The 16833-nt window shown below is 68.2% G+C and carries 16 protein-coding genes; 13 read left to right on the top strand and 3 right to left on the bottom strand.

Annotated elements, in window-relative coordinates; all coding sequences use genetic code 11:
• Positions 1-73 precede the first annotated feature (73 nt).
• From C1A30_RS16610 to C1A30_RS16625, 4 genes are all read left to right on the top strand, one after another.
• The gene (locus C1A30_RS16610) at positions 74-1585 is read left to right on the top strand and encodes a YifB family Mg chelatase-like AAA ATPase (RefSeq protein WP_101949303.1); all 1512 of its coding nucleotides are present in this window, start codon (positions 74-76) and stop codon (positions 1583-1585) included.
• Complete coding sequence (gene dprA, locus C1A30_RS16615) at positions 1582-2706, top strand: DNA-processing protein DprA (RefSeq protein WP_101949304.1); 1125 nt, start codon at positions 1582-1584, stop codon at positions 2704-2706. Before C1A30_RS16610 ends, dprA begins: the two co-directional genes overlap by 4 nt.
• Before the next feature lie 9 nt (positions 2707-2715).
• A complete protein-coding gene (locus tag C1A30_RS16620; RefSeq protein WP_101949305.1) occupies positions 2716-3765 on the top strand; it encodes a hypothetical protein in 1050 nt (349 codons plus the stop codon).
• A 63-nt stretch (positions 3766-3828) separates the two neighbouring features.
• Positions 3829-4677, top strand: a complete 849-nt coding sequence (locus C1A30_RS16625) for a siderophore-interacting protein (protein WP_101949306.1) — start codon at positions 3829-3831, stop codon at positions 4675-4677.
• Here C1A30_RS16625 and C1A30_RS16630 read toward each other — a convergent pair.
• A complete protein-coding gene (locus C1A30_RS16630) occupies positions 4674-6449 on the bottom strand; it encodes an acyl-CoA dehydrogenase (RefSeq protein ID WP_101949307.1) in 1776 nt (591 codons plus the stop codon). The two genes, C1A30_RS16625 and C1A30_RS16630, sit on opposite strands and share 4 nt — an antisense overlap.
• 107 nt (positions 6450-6556) lie before the next feature.
• Between C1A30_RS16630 and C1A30_RS16635 the strand changes: the two genes are divergently transcribed.
• The 3 genes from C1A30_RS16635 to C1A30_RS16645 are packed head-to-tail and all read left to right on the top strand — an operon-like array spanning position 6557 to position 9270.
• Positions 6557-7141: a TetR/AcrR family transcriptional regulator gene (locus C1A30_RS16635; protein WP_101949308.1), complete on the top strand. Its 585-nt coding sequence runs from the start codon at positions 6557-6559 to the stop codon at positions 7139-7141.
• A 33-nt stretch (positions 7142-7174) separates the two neighbouring features.
• A complete protein-coding gene (locus C1A30_RS16640) occupies positions 7175-8335 on the top strand; it encodes an alpha-hydroxy-acid oxidizing protein (RefSeq protein WP_101949309.1) in 1161 nt (386 codons plus the stop codon).
• A gap of 32 nt (positions 8336-8367) precedes the next feature.
• Complete coding sequence (locus C1A30_RS16645) at positions 8368-9270, top strand: tyrosine recombinase XerC (protein ID WP_101949310.1); 903 nt, start codon at positions 8368-8370, stop codon at positions 9268-9270.
• Positions 9271-9332: 62 nt separating this feature from the next.
• Here C1A30_RS16645 and C1A30_RS16650 read toward each other — a convergent pair whose 3' ends face one another.
• Together C1A30_RS16650 and C1A30_RS16655 are read right to left on the bottom strand one after the other, a co-directional pair.
• Positions 9333-10295, bottom strand: a complete 963-nt coding sequence (locus C1A30_RS16650; RefSeq protein WP_101949311.1) for a TIGR03621 family F420-dependent LLM class oxidoreductase — start codon at positions 10293-10295, stop codon at positions 9333-9335.
• Positions 10296-10314: 19 nt separating this feature from the next.
• Positions 10315-10806 carry a M23 family metallopeptidase gene (locus C1A30_RS16655; RefSeq protein WP_101949312.1) on the bottom strand — a complete coding sequence of 164 codons (492 nt, stop codon included), beginning with the start codon at positions 10804-10806 and terminating at the stop codon, positions 10315-10317.
• A gap of 281 nt (positions 10807-11087) precedes the next feature.
• Here C1A30_RS16655 and rpsB point away from each other — a divergent pair, with 281 nt between their 5' ends.
• The 6 genes from rpsB to C1A30_RS16685 all read left to right on the top strand — a co-directional run bounded on the left by rpsB (position 11088) and on the right by C1A30_RS16685 (position 16833).
• On the top strand, positions 11088-11918 hold the full coding sequence (gene rpsB / locus C1A30_RS16660) for a 30S ribosomal protein S2 (protein ID WP_101949313.1): 831 nt from the start codon (positions 11088-11090) through the stop codon (positions 11916-11918).
• 12 nt (positions 11919-11930) lie between these two features.
• Positions 11931-12746, top strand: a complete 816-nt coding sequence (gene tsf / locus C1A30_RS16665) for a translation elongation factor Ts (protein ID WP_101949314.1) — start codon at positions 11931-11933, stop codon at positions 12744-12746.
• 90 nt (positions 12747-12836) lie between these two features.
• A complete protein-coding gene (locus C1A30_RS16670) occupies positions 12837-14255 on the top strand; it encodes an amidase (protein WP_101949315.1) in 1419 nt (472 codons plus the stop codon).
• Positions 14252-15016 (top strand): bifunctional 2-polyprenyl-6-hydroxyphenol methylase/3-demethylubiquinol 3-O-methyltransferase UbiG, encoded by a 765-nt coding sequence (locus C1A30_RS16675; RefSeq protein WP_101949316.1) that lies wholly within the window; start codon positions 14252-14254, stop codon positions 15014-15016. Before C1A30_RS16670 ends, C1A30_RS16675 begins: the two co-directional genes overlap by 4 nt.
• A gap of 96 nt (positions 15017-15112) precedes the next feature.
• A complete protein-coding gene (locus C1A30_RS16680) occupies positions 15113-16267 on the top strand; it encodes an ABC transporter permease (protein WP_200828287.1) in 1155 nt (384 codons plus the stop codon).
• On the top strand, positions 16267-16833 hold the full coding sequence (locus C1A30_RS16685; protein ID WP_101949318.1) for an ABC transporter permease: 567 nt from the start codon (positions 16267-16269) through the stop codon (positions 16831-16833). The genes C1A30_RS16680 and C1A30_RS16685 overlap by 1 nt, the downstream gene beginning before the upstream one ends.

A 16833-nucleotide genomic window follows, 5' to 3' on the forward strand; every position in this document is an offset into this window, starting at 1 on the left:
AGCCTGAGGCCATGGACAGCGATAGGGAACCAGAGCCGTCGACACGCACCGAGACGCGCACGGGAGTGGGCTGATGGCACTCGGGCGCGCCTACTCGGTGGCAATGCGGGGCCTCGACGGCCAGATCGTCGAGATCGAAGCGGACATCAGCTCCGGGCTGCCCGGTGTGCATCTCGTCGGTCTGGCCGATGCCGCGTTGCAGGAGTCGCGGGACCGGGTCCGCGCCGCGATCACCAACTGTGATCACGAATGGCCGAAGACGCGGCTGACGCTGGCGCTCTCGCCTGCGACGCTGCCGAAAATGGGTTCGGTCTACGACCTGGCGCTGGCGTGCGCGGTGTTGTCGGCCAACGGCAAGAAGGCGTGGGGGCGGCTCGAAAAGACCGTGCTGCTGGGTGAATTGGCGCTCGACGGCCGGGTGCGGCCGATCAATGGCGTGCTGCCTGCGGTGCTGGCGGCCAAGCGGGAAGGCTGGCCCACCGTCGTCGTTCCGGTCGAGAACCTCGCCGAGGCCAGCCTGATCGACGGCGTCGACGTGTGGGGTGTGCGCACGCTGAAGCAGCTGTACAACTGGTTGCGCGGCGCCACCGTCCTCGAGGGCAGGATCGATGCGGTGTCGCCGGTCCCGGAACCCGCCGTCGACCTGGCCGATGTGGTCGGGCAGACGCACGCCAGGTACGCCGTCGAGGTGGCCGCGGCGGGTGCCCATCACCTGATGATGACCGGCCCACCCGGGGTGGGGAAAACGATGCTGGCGCAACGCCTTCCGGGTCTGCTGCCGCCACTGTCGGAAGGTGAGTCGCTGGAGGTGACGGCCATCCACTCGGTGGCGGGCGTGCTGCCGGGAAGCACGCCGCTGATCACCCAGGCACCGTTCGTGGCGCCGCATCACACCTCCAGCGTCGCCGCGCTGGTCGGCGGCGGGTCGGGGCTGGCGCGGCCCGGCGCGGTCAGTCGCGCGCATCGGGGTGTCTTGTTTCTCGACGAGTGCGCCGAGATCGGGGTCAGTGCGATGGAAGCGCTGCGGACTCCGTTGGAGGAAGGCGAAGTTCGGCTTGCCCGCCGGGACGGTGTCGCATGCTATCCGGCGCGTTTCCAGCTGGTGCTCGCCGCCAACCCGTGTCCGTGCGCGCCAGCGGATCCGAAGGACTGCGTGTGCCCGTCGACGGTCAAACGCCGGTATTTGGGCAAGCTGTCCGGGCCGATGCTGGATCGGGTGGACCTGCGAGTCGAGATGCACATGGCGCGGGCGGGAGCGTTCGCCGCCGGGGACGGTGAGTCGACGACAGTGGTCCGCCAGCGAGTCGCGGCCGCGCGCGCGGTTGCCGCAGAACGGTGGCGGCCGTATGGGATTCGGACCAATGCGGAAGTCAGCGGTGCGCTGCTGCGAAGGAACTTTCGGCTCGGCTCAAACGCGATGAAACCGCTGCAGATTGCGCTCGATCGTGGCTCGCTGAGCATCCGCGGCGCGGACAGGACGCTGAGAGTCGCGTGGACACTTGCCGATCTGGATGGGCTGACGTCACCGGGACCCGATCAGGTCAGCACGGCGCTGAGTTTCCGACGAGGTGGGGGGATGCGATGACCGATCCGAGGCTGCGTGCCGTGGCGTATCTGTCCCGGGTGGTCGAACCGCCGTGCCCGCAACTCGCCGCGTTGGTGGCCGGCGTCGGGCCGGTCGAGGCCGCCGAGCGGGTGAAGCGGCGGGTCGTGGGTGACGACCTGTTGCGGCTCACCGAGGCGCGCTATGAGATTGATTGTGCTGCAGAAGATCTCGAGGTGTTGGACCGCTTGGGTGGTCGGCTGATCACCGAGGAAGACGACGAATGGCCGCTGCTGGCGTTCACGGCGTTCAACGGCATCGATACGACGAAGCGGCCGGAGGGTCGCCCGCCGCTGGCGTTGTGGGTGCTGGGTCCTGCGCGGCTCGACACTGTGGCCGAGCGCGCCGCCGGCATCGTCGGCACCCGTGCGTCCAGTGCGTACGGTGAGCATGTCGCAGGGGAGTTGGCGGCCGGTCTCGCGGAGCGCGATGTAGTGGTGGTGTCCGGCGGCGCCTACGGCATCGACGGGTCGGCCCACCGCGCCGCGCTGGCCGCCGACGGATTCACCGTCGCGGTGTTGGCCGGCGGCATCGACGTGCCCTACCCGGCGGGCCACGCGGACCTGTTGCGGCGGATCGGCCAGGAGGGCCTGTTGGTCACGGAGTATCCGCCGGGCCTGCGCCCGCAGCGGCACAGGTTCTTGACTCGCAACCGGCTTGTCGCAGCGTTGTCGGGGGCGACGGTGGTGGTCGAGGCCGGGGCGCGAAGTGGCGCGGCCAACACCGCGGCGTGGGCGACGGCGCTGGGTCGCGGCGTGTGCGCGGTGCCGGGGCCGATCACGTCGTCGACGTCCGTCGGATGCCACGTGCTGTTGCGCGGCGGCGCCATTTTGGTCACCCGCGCTGACGAGGTGCTCGAACTGGTCGGCCGGGTGGGTGAATTGGCGGCCGACCCGCAGCGGCCGACGTCGCGTCTGGACGGGCTGGCGCCCAACGAACTGCGGGTCTACGACGCGTTTCCGGCCCGCGGCGCGCGCACCGTCGAGCAACTTTCCGTCGCATCGGGTTTGCCACCGACACAGTTGCTGGGCCCGCTTTCGATGCTTGAGATCTCAGGTCTGGTCGTCAGCCAAGGTGGACGGTGGAAACGGGCTCTCCGGTAAGTTGACTCCATGCACAGCGCGACGAGCAGGATCGTTGCCCGCATAGCCACCGTCGTCCTGCTCGTTGCGGCGATGACGGTCGTCGGAGGACGGGCGGTGACCGCTGGGGCGGTCACCCCGCCTGCGGACGGGTACGGATTCGGCGTCGGCGCACCGATGACCTACATGAGCAACGCCGATGCCGACCGCGAACTCGACGCCGTCGCCAAGACCAGCGCCACCTGGCTGCGGGTGCTCATCGACTGGCATCTCGTCGAACCGATGCCGGGCGCCTACAACTGGGGCTACGTCGATCACTGGGTCGACGGCGCGCGGCAGCGCGGCCTCAACGTGCTCGGGTTGATCGCCTACACCCCCGATTGGGCGAGGGCGCCGGGAAGTTATTTCAGCGCACCGCCCGTCGATCCCAACACGTTCGCCGCATTCGCCGAGAAGGTGGTGCAGCGCTACCGCGACCGGATCTCCAACTGGGAGGTCTGGAACGAGCCGAACGTGCCGTTGTTCTTCGGGCAGGTGCCCGACCGCGCGGCCCGCTACACCGAACTGCTCAAGACCGCCTATCCGGCGATCAAGGCGTCGCAACCGAACAGCACGGTGATCGCCGCGGGTCTGAGCCGCGCGTGGGCGCCCGACGATCCGCCTGCCTTCGTCAAGGCGATGTACGAACTCGGCGCGAAGGGATCCTTCGACGCCATGGCGATGCATCCCTACGTGTATCCCAATGGGCTGGGTGTCGACGACCACAACGGGTGGTCCGACGTGCAACGGGTGCACCAGTTGATGGTCGCCAACGGCGACGGCGGCAAGAAGATCTGGATGACCGAGATCGGTGCGCCCACCAGTGCGCCGTCGGCGGCGGGTGTGAGCCAGGACGAGCAGGCTCGGCAGATCACCGATGTGTTGTGGAAGGCGGCCGAGTCGGGGTTCAGCGGTCCGGCGTTCATCTTCTCGATCCGCGACATCGACACCGCCGACCGGGACAACGAGCAGGACAACTTCGGTGCGCTGTTGACCTCCGATTGGCAACCCAAGGCCGCGGCGGCGGTGCTGGCCAGGTAGGACACCGCAGGCTCGGCCGCCCTCGTATCCTCGGTGAGGTTGGCTAACGAGTCTGGAGGAACAGTGGCAGGGCGACCGTTGAACACGTTCGAAGTGGTGCGCACCGAGCAGTTGACCCCGCACCTGATCCGCGTCGTCCTCGGCGGTGCCGGCTTCGACACGTTCGTCCCCAACGAATTCACCGACTCCTATGTCAAGATCGTGTTCGTCAACGACAACGTCGACGTCGCCGCGCTGCCGCACCCACTGACAATGGACAGCTTCAACGACCTGCCCGCCGAACTACGGCCGACGGTGCGCACCTACACGGTGCGCCGGGTCGACCCAGAGCGCAGGGAGATCGCCATCGACTTCGTCGTGCACGGCGAGCACGGCGTGGCGGGGCCGTGGGCGGCATCGGCCACCCCGGGCCAAGCCGCCTACGTGACGAACGCCAACGGCGCGTACTCGCCCGACCCCGCGGCCGACTGGCACCTGTTCGCGGGCGACGAGGCGGCTGTCCCGGCCATCAGCGCCGCGCTGGAAGCGTTGCCCGACAACGCGATTGGGCAGGTGTTCATCGAGGTCGCCGGACCCGAGGACGAGATCGCGCTGAAAGCGCCGTCCGGTGTCGAGGTGCGGTGGATCTACCGCGGCGGCCGGGCCGACCTGGTGCCCGAGGACGTCGCGGGCGACAACGCGCCGTTGATCACGGCGGTCAAGGAAGCCGCCTGGCTGCCTGGGCAGGTGCAGGTCTTCATCCACGGCGAGGCGCAGGCCGTCATGCACAACCTGCGGCCCTACATCCGCAAGGAACGCGGCGTCGAGGCCAAGTGGGCCGCGTCGATCTCCGGCTACTGGCGGCGCGGCCGCACCGAGGAGACGTTCCGGCAGTGGAAGCGCGAGCTGGCCGCGGCGGAAGCGTCCGCCTAGAACCAACCGGCCTTCGCGTCCACCGTGGTGCGGTCCAGGCTGGCCAGCAGGTCGAACTGCGGACCGGTCTTCGGTAGCTCGTAGGCGTAAAAGTATTGCGCCGCAGCACGTTTGCCGTCATAGAAGTCGCCATGATGATCGCTCGCGGCGATCAACTGCTCCAGCCACATCCACGCCACCACCACATGTCCTGCCGCCTCCAGATAGGCGGTCGAGTTCGCGAGCGTGACGGCGACGTCGCCGGCGGCCCACAGCGTCGCGGTCACGTCGACCAACCGCTGCACCGCCCGGCGCAACTGCTCGGCGTAGCCCGCGGTGCTGTCGGACTGCAGTGCGCGGTCGACGGTGGCGGTGATCCGCTCGGCCAGCAGCGTCAGACCCGCACCGTCCTGCATGACCACCTTGCGGCCCAACAGATCCAAGCCGTGAATGCCGTGCGTGCCTTCGTGGATCGCGTTGAGCCGATTGTCGCGGTAGCACTGCTCGACGTCGAACTCCTTGGTATAGCCGTAGCCGCCGTGCACCTGGATGGCCAGGCTGTTGGCTTCCAGGCACCACTGCGACGGCCAACTCTTCGCGATCGGCGTCAGCACCTCGAGCAGTAACCGGGCGCGGTCGCGATCGGCCCCGACGCTGGTGCGCCCCTCATCCACCAGCATCGCGCAATACAGGCCGAGCGCGAACGCGCCCTCGACATAAGACTTCTGCGCCAACAACATTCGCTTGACGTCGGCGTGCTCGATCAACGCCACCGGCGCCCGCGCCGGATCCTTGTCACCGACCGGACGGCCCTGGACGCGCTCCTTGGCGTACTCGACCGAGGCCAGGTAGCCCGCGTAGCCGGTGGCCATCGCCTGCAGTCCCACCGCCATTCGCGCCTCGTTCATCATGTGGAACATGTAGGCCAGGCCCTTGTGCACCTCGCCGACCAGATAGCCGACCGCGCCTGCCTCTTCGGCGGGTTGGTGCGTGCCGTCGCCGAAGTTCAGCAGCGCGTTGGTGGTGGCGTGGTTGCCCATCTTGTGGTTCAGGCTGACCAGCGCGACGTCGTTGCGGGTGCCGTCGGGCAGGAACTTCGGGACGACGAACAGCGAGATGCCCTTGACACCCGGTCCGCCGCCCGGCGCCTTCGCCAGCACGAGGTGCACGATGTTCTCGGTCAGTTCGTGATCACCGCCGGTGATCCACATCTTGGTTCCGGTGATCCGGTAGGTGCCGTCGGCGGCGGGAACGGCCTTGGTGGTGATGTCGGCCAGCGACGAACCCGCGTCGGGTTCCGACAGGCACATGGTGCCGAAGTAGCGGCCCTCGAGCATCGGGCGGACCCAGGTGTCGATCTGCTCCTCGGTGCCGTACTCCACCAACAGGTTGGCGTTTCCGACGGTCAGGAAGGCGTACGACGTCGTGCTCGGGTTCGCGGCACGGAAGAACGCCATGGACGCCTGCGCGACCACCATCGGAAGCTGCATGCCGCCGACCGCCTCGTCGAAGGAGCCCGCGATCAGGCCGGCTTCGCCGAAAGTGTCGAGTGCGTCCTTGATCTCGTCGATCAACACGACCTTGCCGTCGGGCCCGACCGTCGGCTGGCTCTGGTCGCCCTTCTTGTTGTGTGGCGCAAAGCATTTCGTCGCGATGTCGGCCGAAAGATCGAGTACGGCGTCGAAGGTGTCGCGGGAGTGTTCGGCGAAGTGGTCGCGCTTGGTCAGTTCGACGACGTCGAGCCACTCGTAGAGCAGGAAGTCGACGTCACGTCGCGAGAGGAACTCCGCCATGTCGGGGACAGCCTTTCGTCACATTAGCGATCGCTCATTTTATGAGCGCTCGCTAATAATGCGCCGACCGTGGTCGGAAGTCAAATACGTGTAGGATCCCGACCGTCATGACCATCGATCGAGCTGCGGATTCAGCTGCGGCGGAACGTATGCGGCGCGCCGCGATAGAAGCCTTCGCGGAATCCGGCTACGGCGGCAGCTCGACCAGGCAGATCGCCAAGCGGCTCAACATGAGCGCGACGGCGATGTATCCGCACTACCGCTCCAAAGAAGAGCTGCTCTACGCCATTGCGCTGGAGGGCCACAGCAGCCTGTTGGCCGCGCTGAAACGGGCCGACGATCCCGCCGCCGCCTTCACCGAACGACTGCGGGCGGTGGTGGCGGCGTTCGCGTCGTGGCACGCCGAAAACCACAAGCAGGCACGCGTCGTGCAGTACGAACTGCACGGCCTGACCCCGCCGCACTACCGGACCATCGCGCCGCTGCGCCACCAGGCCACCGACGTCATCACCGAAATCGTGGCGGGCGGTGTGGCCGCGGGCGAATTCGACGTCGACAACGTCGACGAGGTGGTGATGGCGATCTCCTCGCTGTGCGTGGACGTGTGCCGGTGGTTCCCGTCGCGCCAGCACCGCGACGCGCAGAAGCTGGGTCAGGTGTACGCGGGAGTGGCGCAGCGGATGGTTCGGTGACCGGATCCTGGCGCGGGCTGGCACGCTAGGCCCATGGCATTCGGCGATTACCAGTTCGAGATCTACCTGCAGGGCCTGTCGGGCATCGTGCCGTCGTTTCCGATGTCGTTCGCGGAGTGGGAGGCCAAGGCGCAAGCGGCGATGCCGCCGTCGATCTGGTCGTACGTGGCGGGCGGCGCCGGGGACGAGCGCACCCAGCGGGTGAATCGGACGGCGTTCGACAACTGGGGTCTGATGCCGCGGATGTTCAATGCGCAGCGCGAGCGCGACCTGTCGGTGGAGGTGTTCGGCCTGACCCTGCCGTCACCGGTGTTCATGGCGCCGATCGGGGTGACCGGCATCTGCTCACAGGACGGCCACGGCGATCTCGCGACCGCGCGGGCCGCCGCGCGCACCGGTGTGCCGATGGTCGTCTCGACGTTGACCGAGGATCCGCTCGAAGACGTTGCGGCCGAATTCGGCGACACCCCAGGCTTTTTCCAGCTGTACACGCCGACCGACCACGACCTGGCGGCCAGCTTCGTGCAGCGCGCCGAGGCGGCCGGCTACAAGGGCATCATCGTCACGCTGGACACCTGGGTGCCGGGTTGGCGGCCGCGAGACCTGTCGACGTCGAACTTCCCGCAACTGCGCGGCCGCTGCCTGGCGAACTACACCAGCGACCCGGTGTTCCTGGCCGGCCTGCCGCAGACACCGCAGGAGAATCCGCAAGCCGCGGTGCTGCGCTGGGTGTCGCTGTTCGGCAATCCACTGACGTGGGACGACCTGCCGTGGCTGCGGTCGCTGACCGAACTGCCGCTGATCGTCAAGGGCATCTGTCACCCCGACGACGCCCGCCGTGCCCGCGACGCGGGCGTCGACGGCATCTACTGCTCCAACCACGGCGGGCGTCAGGCCAACGGCGGGATACCCGCCATCGACTGCCTGCCCGGCGTGGTGGCCGCCGCCGACGGACTGCCCGTGCTGTTCGATTCCGGCATCCGCAGCGGCGCCGACATCGTCAAGGCATTGGCGCTTGGCGCGACGGCCGTCGGCGTCGGCAGGCCGTACGCCTATGGGTTGGCCATCGGCGGCGAGGACGGCGTGGTGCACGTGCTGCGCTCGCTGTTGGCCGAGACCGACCTGATCATGGCCGTCGACGGCTATCCCACGCGCAAGGATCTGACACCGGAGGCGCTGCGGCGCGTCACCTGAGGCTGCGCGCCCAGGTCTGCGAGGGTGGGGGAGTGGACGCAGTGCTCGAGGAGTTCGACGAGTACCTCGCGCTGCAGCGTGGCCGCTCGGAGCACACGCGTCGGGCATATCTGGGCGACCTGCGGTCGTTGTTCGACTTCCTCGCCGAGCAGGTGCCCGGCGGCGGTTTGGACAGGTTGAGCCTGCCGCTGCTGCGGTCCTGGCTCGCCACGCAGGCGTCGGCGGGCGCGGCGCGCACCACGCTGGCGCGGCGCACGTCGGCGGTGAAGACCTTCACGGCGTGGGCGATGCGACGCGGCCTGTTGGCCACCGATCCCGCCACCCGGTTGCAGATGCCGAAGGCGCGACGGACCCTGCCGTCGGTGTTACGCCAGGATCAGGCTCTCGACGCCATGACGGCCGCGAAATCCGGTGCGCAGCAAGGCGATCCGCTCGCCCTGCGGGACCAGCTGATCGTTGAGTTGTTGTACGCCACAGGTATTCGCGTCAGCGAACTCTGCGGGCTCGACTTCGACGACGTCGATGAGTCCCGGCGGCTGCTGCGCGTCCTCGGTAAGGGCAACAAGCAGCGGACGGTCCCGTTCGGTGAACCGGCGCAGGCGGCGCTGACCGCCTGGCTGCGGGACGGACGACCGGCGCTGGCCACCGCGGATTCGGGGCCTGCGCTGCTGCTCGGCGCGCGCGGCCGTCGGCTCGATCCGCGGCAGGCCCGCACCGTCGTGCATCAGACCGTCGCCGCGGTCGACGGCGCGCCCGATATCGGCCCACACGGGTTGCGGCACAGCGCCGCAACCCATCTGCTCGAAGGCGGCGCCGACTTGCGGGTGGTGCAGGAACTGCTCGGCCACTCGACGCTGGCCACCACGCAGTTGTACACACACGTCACCGTCGCCCGGTTACGGGCCGTCCACGACCAGGCCCACCCCCGCGCCTAGGGCGCGGCCGAACGTGAACTTGTGTGCGAGATTTCCGCGGATTTTCGAGCACAAGCTCACGTTCAGCGAAGGAGGGCGATGACTTTGGCGATGTCCGGCATCGCTGACTCGCGGCCGACCCACTCGTCGAACACCGTCCAATAGCTCACCCCGAACTGCTGCCGGCGCGCGACGAGCGCCTCGGCCATCTGCTCGTGGGTGCCGAGCAGGACGAACGGCGAGTCGAGCACGAACTCCGGCGAGACGCCGCCGAACAACGCGGCCAGTTCTGCCGCCGAGGCCTCGCGGTCGTCGGTGTGCACCACGAACTGAATCAGCGCGTTCAGTTCGACGGCGTCGAACCTGTCGCCCGCGGCGTCGCGGACCACCGCGACGCGGTCCTTCAACCCGGCCGCGTCGAAGTGGGTGAGGTTGACTTTCGTCGCGTCCCGGTTGTGGCTGAAGCCCGCGAGCCCGGCGATGTCGGCGACCCGTCCCGCCAACTGCAGCACCCGGGTTCCGTTGCCGCCGATCAGCAGTGGCACCTGCACGTCCGGTGCGGCGACCAGTGCACCGGCCGCGGCGCGCACACAGTAATGCGCGCCGTCGACGTCGACAGCCTCACCAGCCAGCAACGGCCGAATCACGTCGACCGCCTCGATGAGCCGGTCGACGCGTGTGCCGGCGGGGTCGAATCGCAGTCCGGCGGCGTCGTATTCGGACTTCATGTGGCCTGCGCCGAGGCCCAATTCGAAACGCCCACCGGAAACGGCGGCGACGGTCGCGGCTTCGCGCGCGGTCTCGACAGGATGGCGCAGGTCGTTGTTGAGCACGAGCGTGCCCGTGTGCAGACGGTCGGTGGCCGCCGCAGCGGCCGTCGCACCCGCAAACGGCGAGATCGATGCCACGAGGTGATCGGGGATGGTCAGCACGTCGAATCCGGCGTCCTGCACCGACTTTGCGAACGCGCCGAATTCCGTGCCGCGGGGCAGCGCGGTGTGCAGACCGAAGCGAAGCGGGCGGGAGCGGTGAGCGTCGGAGGTCATGTGTCCGACGGTAGGCCCGTCAGCCGTGCAGAGGCTTGAGCCGGACCGGCGTGCTGATCACCAGGCCCAGCGGGTCGACGTAGTCCGCCCGCGACGCCGCGCCCCACATCGCGCCCCAGTGCAGACACGCGGGCGCGCATCCGGCATGGCCGGTATCGAGCCTGCCGATCACCGTGCCCGCCTCGACCCGTTGGCCCGGCCGCACCGACGGCCGCACCGGCTCGTAGGTGGTTCGCAGGCCGCCGGGATGCCCGATCGACACCAGCGGCCTGCCTGCCAGCTCACCGGCGAACACGACCGTGCCCGCCGCGGCCGCATAGACGGGCTGGCCCGGCGTCGCCGCCAGGTCGACGCCGCGATGGCCGGGGTTCCAGTTCGGTGAGGGCGCGTCAAACGCCCGCAGCACCGCCGGTCGGGGCCGCAGCGGCCACTGCAGCCTGCCGCCCTCGGCCGAGGCCGAAACCGGGGCGGACACGAGCAACGTGACGACCATCGGGACGATCCATCGCATTCGACCAGCTCAGCCGGTCGCAGGCGACGTCCGCCAGGGCGTAGTCGCGATCTGTGGACCGCAGGCCCGCTGTGGAAAAAGCACCCCTGTCCAGCGTGTAAACTGCTAACCGCAGCTCGCAGAGCGGGCTGACTTCGCGTGTCTACACATGACCCGGTTCCACAAGGTCATATCCGGATGCCGTCGGTCCCTCTCCGGAGGGTTCGGCATCTGAGCAGGCACCAGGGCTCGGCGTCACCCGGCGCCGCGCGGCAACCGACAACAAAAGGAAATGGCAACTCATGGCTGTTGTGACCATGAAACAGCTGCTCGACAGCGGCACCCACTTCGGGCACCAGACCCGTCGCTGGAATCCCAAGATGAAGCGGTTCATCTTCACCGACCGCAACGGCATCTACATCATCGATCTGCAGCAGACGCTGACCTACATCGACAAGGCGTACGAGTTCGTCAAGGAAACCGTCGCCCACGGCGGCAGCATCATGTTCGTCGGCACCAAGAAGCAGGCGCAGGAGTCCATCGCCGAGGAGGCGACCCGCGTCGGCATGCCATACGTGAACCAGCGCTGGCTCGGCGGCATGCTCACCAACTTCTCCACCGTGCACAAGCGGCTGCAGCGCCTCAAGGAACTCGAGGCGATGGAGCAGACCGGTGGCTTCGAGGGTCGCACCAAGAAGGAAATCCTGATGCTGACCCGCGAGAAGAACAAGCTGGAGCGGTCGCTCGGCGGTATCCGCGACATGCAGAAGGTGCCGTCGGCCATCTGGGTCGTCGACACCAACAAGGAGCACATCGCCGTCGGTGAAGCGCGCAAGCTGGGCATCCCGGTCATCGCGATCCTCGACACCAACTGCGACCCCGATCAGGTCGACTACCCGATTCCGGGTAACGACGACGCGATCCGGTCGGCCGCGCTGCTGACCAAGGTCGTCGCCTCCGCGGTCGCCGAGGGCCTGCAGGCCCGCGCCAACGTGGGCCGCGACGGCGACAAGGCCGAGGCCGAAGCGGCCGAGCCGCTCGCCGAGTGGGAGCAGGAGCTGCTGGCCGGTGCCACGGCGTCGACGGAGACGGCTGGTGGCGAAACCCAAACCGAACCCACCGAGTCTTCCTAGAAAGGCTGAACATTGGCGAACTACACCGCTGCCGACGTCAAGCGGCTTCGGGAGCTGACCGGCGCCGGCATGCTCGACTCCAAGAACGCTCTGGTCGAGGCCGACGGCGACTTCGACAAGGCCGTCGAACTGCTGCGCATCAAGGGGGCCAAGGACGTCGGTAAGCGCGCCGAGCGCGCGACCGCCGAGGGCCTGGTGGCCGCCAAGGACGGTGCGCTGATCGAACTGAACTCCGAGACCGACTTCGTCGCGAAGAACGCCGAATTCCAGGCGGTCGCGGATCAGATCGTCGCGGCGGCCGCCGCCGCCAAAGCCACCGACCTCGAAGCGCTCAAGGCCGCCAAAGTCGGTGACACGACCGTCGAGCAGGTCATCGCGGATCTGTCCGCGAAGATCGGCGAGAAGCTGGAACTGCGCCGGGTGGCCTACTTCGACGGCACCGTCGAGACCTACCTGCACAAGCGGGCCTCGGACCTGCCGCCCGCGGTCGGTGTGCTCGTCGAGTACCAGGGCCCCGACAAGGAGGCCGCGCACTCGGTCGCCCTGCAGATCTCAGCGCTGAAGGCCAAGTACCTGACGCGTGAGGATGTGCCGGAGGACATCGTCGCCAACGAGCGCCGCATCGCCGAGGAGACGGCCCGTAACGAGGGCAAGCCCGAGCAGGCGCTGCCCAAGATCGTCGAGGGCCGCGTGACCGGCTTCTACAAGGACGTCGTGCTGCTCGATCAGCCGTCGGTGTTCGACAACAAGAAGACGGTCAAGGCGCTGCTCGACGAGGCGGGCGTGACCGTCACCCGGTTCGTCCGGTTCGAGGTCGGTCAGGCGTAGCCAGGCGAACCACGCGCGAAGGCCCTCGGGAAACCGGGGGCCGTTTGCGTTGGCAACCGCAGAAGCGGTACGACTTGGTACCGTCGGTGCATGAATCGCATCCATGCCTTCGGCGGCCAATTCTCCTCGGATGCCCTTGGCGACCACGACGCCGTCGGACTTGTCGAGAAACTGCGGGCGGGCGAGGTGTCGCCACGGGAGTTGGTCGAGGCCGCGATCGCCCGCACCGAGGCCGTCAACCCGACCTTGAACGGGCTGGCGTTCGAGGCGTACGACCGGGCACGGGCCAGGGCCGACGTGCGGCGACCGCACGGCGGCTACTTCGACGGCGTGCCGTCGTTCATCAAGGACAACGTGGCCGTCGAGGGCATGCCGACGATGCAGGGCTCCGACGCGTGGGAGCCTCGCCCGCTGCCTGCCAACGGTGCATGGGCCAAGCTGTTCCTCGGCACCGGCCTTGTCCCGCTGGGTAAGACGCAGATGTCGGAGTTCGGGTTCAGTGCGGCGGCCGAGCATCCGCGCATCGGTCCGGTGCGCAATCCGTGGAATCCGGAGCGCACCGCCGGTGCCTCGTCGTCGGGATCCGCAGCGTTCGTCGCGGCGGGCGTGGTGCCGATGGCGCACGCGAACGACGGGGGCGGCTCCATTCGAATCCCGGCGTCCTGCAACGGATTAGTCGGCCTGAAACCGACACGCGGGCGGCTGCCGCTGGACAAGGAGACCGCCCAAATGCCGCTGCACCTCGTTGCGAACGGCGTGGTGACCCGCTCGGTGCGCGACACCGCCGCGTTCCTGCGCGAGGCCGAACGCATCTATCGCCACCCCAAGTTGCCCGCGATCGGTAATGTCACCGGACCTGGCTCGCAGCGGCTGCGCATTGCGTTCTGCACGAAATCGATTGTCCGCGACGTCAGTCCGGAGATGCGCGAACTCACGTTGAAGACGGCGTCGCTGCTGGAGGAACTCGGGCACACGCTCACCGAGATCGACAACCCGGTACCCCGCCGCTTCAAGGACGAATTCCTCACGTACTGGGCGTTTTTGGCGTTCTCCATTGTCCGAGGCGGACGGCGGATGTTCGGCCCCAGCTTCGACCGCAGCAAGCTGGACAACCTGACGCTCGGCCTGGACCGGCTGGCGGCCAGGAATCTGCACAAGGTTCCGCTGGCGATCGCGCGGTTGTCGCGCTCGCGCCGGCTCACCCAGCGGCTGTCCGGCGAGTTCGACATGGTGCTGATGCCGACGCTGGCCGAGGACACCCCGCCCGTCGGCTACCTCGACCCCACCGCCGACTACGACCAGATCATGGACCGGCTGCTGGAATGGGTGGCCTTCACCCCGTTGCAGAACGCCACCGGCGATCCCGCGATCTCGCTGCCGCTCGGCGAATCCGCGTCAGGGATGCCCGTCGGCATGATGCTGTCGACGGTGTGGGGCGGGGAATCCCGGCTGCTGGAACTGGCATATGAGCTCGAGGAGGCGCGGCCCTGGGCCAAAATCCAGTCATGACCCGCGACTACGTCCTCGACCAGGGTTTCACCCAGGAGCGCGCCAGGCTGGCCGGCATGGAAGCGCTGTGGGATCCCGGCAGTCAGGCACTGCTCGACGAACTCGGCATCGGCGCGGGCACCGAGTGCCTCGAGGTCGGTGCGGGCGGCGGGTCGATGGTCGAGTGGATGGCTGCTCGCGGCGCCCACGTGACGGCGATCGACATCGACACCCGGTATATCGACCACCTGGCGTCGGATTCGATCACCGTGCGCCGCATCGATCTTCGCTCCGATGAGCTGCCGCAGTCCGAATACGATCTGATCCACGCCCGGCTGGTCCTCGAGCACCTCGCCGATCGCGAACGCATTCTCGGCCGATTGGTCGCCGCGCTGAAACCCGGTGGCTGGATGGTGGTCGAGGACTACGACTGGACCAGCTACGGATTCGAGGACGGCACCCGCGGGCACAGCGAGATCGGCGACGCGATATTCGATTTCATGACGTCGGCGGGGTTCGAACGTGACTACGGCCGCCGGGTGGTCAGTGACTTGGAAGCCGCCGGGCTCACCGAGCTCCGCGGCGAGGGGCGCGCAAGGCTGATCGACTCGACCTCACCCGGCTTCGCTTTCTTCCGGTTGACGTTCGAAAGCCTGCGGGAAGCCCTTGTGAAGTCCGGACGGCTGTCCGCCGAACAAGCCAAGGCCGCGGACAGCGTCTTCGCGGAAAATCGGCGGATGCTCACGCCGATGATGATCGCCGGGATCGGCAGGCGGCCCTGACGGCGCAATAGCGCCGTAACGACAACGCGGCTGTCTTAACGCTGTGGACATGCTGCGCAGCTTTGAGTGAAACTTTTCGGCACGACCATCCCTGCTGTGGAGACCATCCAGGTCGGTTCACCGGCGATCGCCACCGCCCCCGGTAACACCTTCGTGTGCCTCGTCCGGTTCGCGTTGGCGAACATCCGTCGCAGGCCAGAACGGTTCGCGCTTGCCGTGCTCGGCATCGCACTGGCGATCGCATGCGTGACGGTGGTGCGCACCATCTCGGCCAGTTTCGCGATCACCGGGGCGGATTCGGTGACCGACGTGTTGGACGGCGCGCAGTTGTGGGCGGTGCCCGCCGCGGGCATCCACTACGACAGCAACGCGCAGGCTCTGGTCGCCGACGGTGCCGCGCCCGCCATCACCGTGCCGCCGGGATGGACCGCGACCCGGGTCATCTCCGGGGTCACCGAGATCAACGGCAGCACGGTCTCGCTGCGCGGCAACGACGAAATACCCAGTGGCCAAGCGAGGTTCGGCACAGCAGTAGCCGATCGACTGGATCTGCAACCAGGCGACCGGGTGGCAGTCGGCGGGCGGGATCTGGTCGTCGGCGTCGAAGGCAGCGGGCAGTCGGTGACCGTGGCGACGCCGCTTGCCCGGTCGGTGGTCGGTGACAACGCCTGGTGGACGATCGTCGCCCCGCCCGGCGACGAGAAGCGGCGCGACCTGGGGCAGACCTTCGGTGACGCGGTCGATGTGCCGTCGACGTCGGACCCGTCGGTCAAACCGGACCCGACCGGCCGCGGCCTGATCTACGACACCGTCGGCGGTTCCGGGCCGTTGACGTTCGAGCAGAAGTTCTCCGCGCTGTTCTCCGGCAAGGTGACCAGTTCGACGCTCGGCCTCATCTCGACGATCGGGTTGGGCCTCGGATTCGTCATCGCGGTGTCGTCGTTCTTGGCGGCCGTGCAGGAGCGACGGCGCGAGTTCGGCATCATGTCCAGCATCGGGCTCGCCGACGAAGTGCTCTACTTCTTCCTCGTCGAATCGGGCATCGTGTTCCTGGCGGCCTACCTGGTCGGTGTGCTCGGCGCTGGAGCTGCTGTGGCGCTGGTGATTCCGGGGATCGCGACACCGACGGCCTGGCTGCAGGCCGCAGGTATGGTCGCGGCTTTCCTGCCCGCGATGGCGATCGTCGGCGCGCTGGTGCCCGTGCACCGGCTACTGCAACAACGGCCCGTCTCACTATTGGGAGACAGGTGATGATGCGACACGGCTTGTCCTACGGGTGGTTGGCTGCGCGACGGCGCATCGCCGAAATGGTGCTACCCGTCATCACGACGGCGACGGGCGCCTTCCTCGTGGTGATCGTGTTCGGCATGTCCGACGGGATTCGCGCGCAGTCGGCGTCACTGGGGCACGCCGACGAGATCGGCCGCGCCGTCGTGCTGATCGCCGTCACCGTGCTGCTGGTGGGCGTGGTCGAGGTGGCGGTGGCGACCACCCGCACCGTCGCCCATCGCACACGTGAACTCGGCGTGCTCGGCGCCAACGGTGTGCCGCGCGCGCCGGTGGTCGCGGCGTTGCTGGTCGAGCCGGTGATCGCTGCGGTGCTCGGCGCGGCGGTCGGGGCGTTGCTCGCCGCGGTGACCGGGTTATTGCTCGGCACGGTCGGTTTGGCGGCCACCGGAGTGTCGGTTGAGGGGTTGACGCTCGGCGCGGCGATCGCGTTCGTCGTGAGCGTCGTCGCGGCACTGGCCACCAGCATCGTGCCCACCTGGCGCGCCGCGTCGCGGCCGCCGATCCGATCGCTGACCGCAGGAGTCTGA

Origin of the sequence: Mycobacterium sp. 3519A (genome assembly GCF_900240945.1) — a bacterium.
Lineage (GTDB): Bacteria > Actinomycetota > Actinomycetes > Mycobacteriales > Mycobacteriaceae > Mycobacterium.